Genomic DNA, 3,160 nt, shown 5'->3' on the forward strand with positions numbered 1-3,160 from the left:
GCTGTTCGGTCACTCCGATCGGCTATCGCGGCGGGAGCTCAATACCCGGCTGTGGCTGATCGAGGATGCGGTGGCACGCGGCGACGTACCCGGTGCGCTACGCCATTACGACATCGCACTGCGTACCTCGCGCACCGCCGCCGATCTGCTGTATCCCGTGCTGGCGCAGGCGATCGCCGACCCGACGATTGTTCGTGCGCTCATCACCAAACTCGCCGCACGTCCCCCATGGCGCGACGCGTTCCTCGATTATGTCGGCGGCCGTGGTCCGTCACCCGTCCGTAGTGCGCAGTTCTTCTCGCAACTCGCCAAGGCCGGAATCGCTATCCCGGAAGTTCCCCGGATCAGCGTGGTCAATGCGCTCGCGCGCGACGGATCGTACCAGGAAGCCTGGGCCTATTACCGGACACTGCGCAGCGGCGTGATCCGGCAACGGTCACGCGATCCCGACTTCACCGCGCAATTGCAGACACCTTCGGTATTCGACTGGATGCCGGTGATGAACGATGCCGGTGTGACTGCATCGGTAAATGACGGCGTCTTCGATTTCGCGGCGCCATCGACGGTCGGCGGGGTCATCCTGCAACAGATCCAGCTTCTGCCGGCCGGTCGCTATCGTCTTGCCGGCACCAGTGTGGGGATCGATCAGCCGCGCGAGGCTCGGCCATATTGGCAGCTTACCTGTACCGACGGAAAGGAGATCGGCCGCGTCGAGCTCACCAATTCCGCCGACAACGCCGGCCGTTTTGCCGGCACGATCGACGTCGGTGGCAATTGCCCGGTGCAGTTGCTCCGCCTCGTCGTGCGTCCGTCGGCGGTGATAGGCGGCGTATCGGGACAGATTGACCGGGCATTGCTCGCGCCAGACGGAAAGGGCCGATGATGTATCGACCAACGCGCGACCGGCATCGCCGGATCGCAGCAGGCCGGCCAATCGCTCGCCTGTCGCGACTAAGGTGGCTGCTAAGGCTGACGTGGCCGCTCGTCGCCGTATCGGCGACGGCGCAGACACGCGATCTCGAACCCGATATCCCGGTCGCCGTGGTTGACAGCAGTGCCATTGTCACCCCCGTCACCGATGCCGGCCGCATCGGCGAGCGTCAGACGCGCGAGGACGTGGCGCGCGAAGCAGGGATCAAGCCGATGGGGCGGATCAACGACAGGGTTGGCAATCGCGTGCAATCGCGGCTTCGCACGCGCTTGGACCGAAACTATTCCAATCAGCCCGGCTTGCGTTAGCATCGGTGCCGGCGTGTCCGGCTGGCCTGCAGCCTCTCCACAACGATGCCAGTATCTCCATGGTTCACGATGCCTCGCGATAATGCGTTCACGATCCGTCCTGATGACGACTGCGACGGGCGCGTTGCGTCAGTGGCCGAAGGCATGATCACGCCTGCCGCGGCCGGAGTCCGCATAGAGATCGCCGGTGGCTGATCTTCATAGCCGTCGCGATCTGTTCGGCCAGATGCTGGCCGGCGGCATCGCCGTTCAGTTGCCGCGCGGCGCCGAGGACGGCCGCGCAGCTGCGCTGGTGGCAGCGACAACACTGAACGATATCGTGGCGCTGGCCCGGTTCGCCGATGCCGACCAGCTTCGCCTTCCCGATCGATGCAGCTTGGTATGGACCAGCGGCCATTCGCAGCCGGGCAAGGGCGGCGCCTGCTATCGACGTGAGACGATCGTTGATCGTGCTTATGTGCGATCGCATCCCCGAACCGCTTTCCTCGATGCCGCAGGCCGCGGATTTCGCTTGTACGAGACGGAGGTCGACGTCAGCCAGACCGGCGCGATCGGTGACGGGACAGCCGATGATACCGCGGCGATCCAGGAAGCCCTGGTCGTCGTAGAGGCCGGCGGCGGCGGAACCGTCATGCTTCCGGCCGGGACATACAAGACCACCGCGCCGCTGCGGATCCCGCCGCGCACCGGAATACGCGGCGCAGGTCCTTCCTCTCTCCTGCAGGCAAACAGCTGCGACGGCATCCTGCTCGGCGCCTCCGACGAGATCGGGCCGCGCACCCTGTCTGATTTTGCCATCCGCGGTCAGGGCGGCGAACGCTTCACCGCCATCGTTGTCGAGGCCGACGACGACCGGCGAGCGCAGGGTATCGTATTTGAAAGACTATACCTTTCCTTCTTCGGAACCGGAGTGCGTAGCCGGGGTCTGTGGCATGCGACCTTTCGAACGATAACGGTGAACCAGATCTGGACCGGCTTTGTTCTCACTGGTCGCAACGTCAAGATCACGATCGACGATTGTCGTCTAACGCATGGCGGGTTGTTGCGCGGGACCGGCGATCCGATCGGGATTCAAGTCGGTGACGGATCGTCCAAATTGCGCCCTGAAGACGTACAGGTCACTAAGTCGATCATCTACGGTTTTGGCAAGGGTATCGTATGGCGCACGGCCTTGTTTGGCAGTGTGACACAGTGCGATCTCGATGCCTGTACGCGGATCGGGCTAGAATTAGTGACAGCCGATGGCGGCTTCACCTTTGCCAACAACTGGGTGCATGTCGACGGGCCTTCCGCTCGCGGCATCGATTGTACAGCTTTGGGCTACGAACCGCAAAACACCAGCGTTCATATCGTGAACAACAGCATCAATGGCCGCATCGCGACGCTGGGGTCGTGCGGGATCGTCATCGGCAATCAGCAATCCGATCTTGTGATCGAGGGTAATGCCGTGAGCAGCGCTTGGGAAAGCGGGATCCGGGCCGACGGCGTGCGGCGGCTCAGCCTTGTCAACAACAAGGTCGCGCGCGACATCGTCGCCGAAGGCTGCACCGCCATCGTCGTTGCGCGTAACTTCGCGGGTGCCGGCCTGCGGCTGAATAATAACGTCAGTCTCGAGTCGGGCAGCGGATTCGGGCCGCACAGCGGCAGGATCATCGGCACATTGATCATCCCCGCAGGCAAGGCGACGCACTCCGTAACATTTGCCTCGCTGCGCTTGCCCGATCTTCCCGAAGGCAGCTATCGCACCATCCTCACCCTCGATCCTGGACTGGGTTCATCGAGCGGAGAAGTGCGTGGACGTGCTACGCGAACAGGAATCGTCATCGAAACGGCTCGGGCCTCCTCACAGGAAAATCGGGTGGCGTTTCGAGTTGAAGCATATTGAAGCTGAATGTGGCTCTTACCTGCGACTGTATCGGAT

3 protein-coding genes are annotated in these 3,160 nt (G+C 63.0%); all 3 read left to right on the forward strand.

All coding sequences use genetic code 11. The features are described from left to right. Nucleotides 1-883: hypothetical protein (locus ACH0AE_RS17700; protein ID WP_406876145.1), on the forward strand; the 883-nt coding region annotated here is incomplete at its 5' end. Further along, complete coding sequence (locus ACH0AE_RS17705; protein WP_406876146.1) at nt 880-1,239, forward strand: hypothetical protein; 360 nt, start codon at nt 880-882, stop codon at nt 1,237-1,239. The genes ACH0AE_RS17700 and ACH0AE_RS17705, both read left to right, overlap by 4 nt. 187 nt (nt 1,240-1,426) lie before the next feature. Continuing rightward, complete coding sequence (locus ACH0AE_RS17710) at nt 1,427-3,124, forward strand: glycosyl hydrolase family 28-related protein (RefSeq protein ID WP_406876147.1); 1,698 nt, start codon at nt 1,427-1,429, stop codon at nt 3,122-3,124. Nucleotides 3,125-3,160 lie beyond the last annotated feature (36 nt).

Origin of the sequence: Sphingomonas sp. 179-A 2A2 NHS, assembly GCF_045371305.1 — a bacterium.
Taxonomy (GTDB): Bacteria; Pseudomonadota; Alphaproteobacteria; order Sphingomonadales; family Sphingomonadaceae; genus Sphingomonas.

Excerpts from the sequence above, each read along its gene's own strand:
- ACH0AE_RS17705 (WP_406876146.1), top strand. The coding sequence starts at position 880 with ATGATGTATCGACCAACGCGCGACCGGCATCGCCGGATCGCAGCAGGC.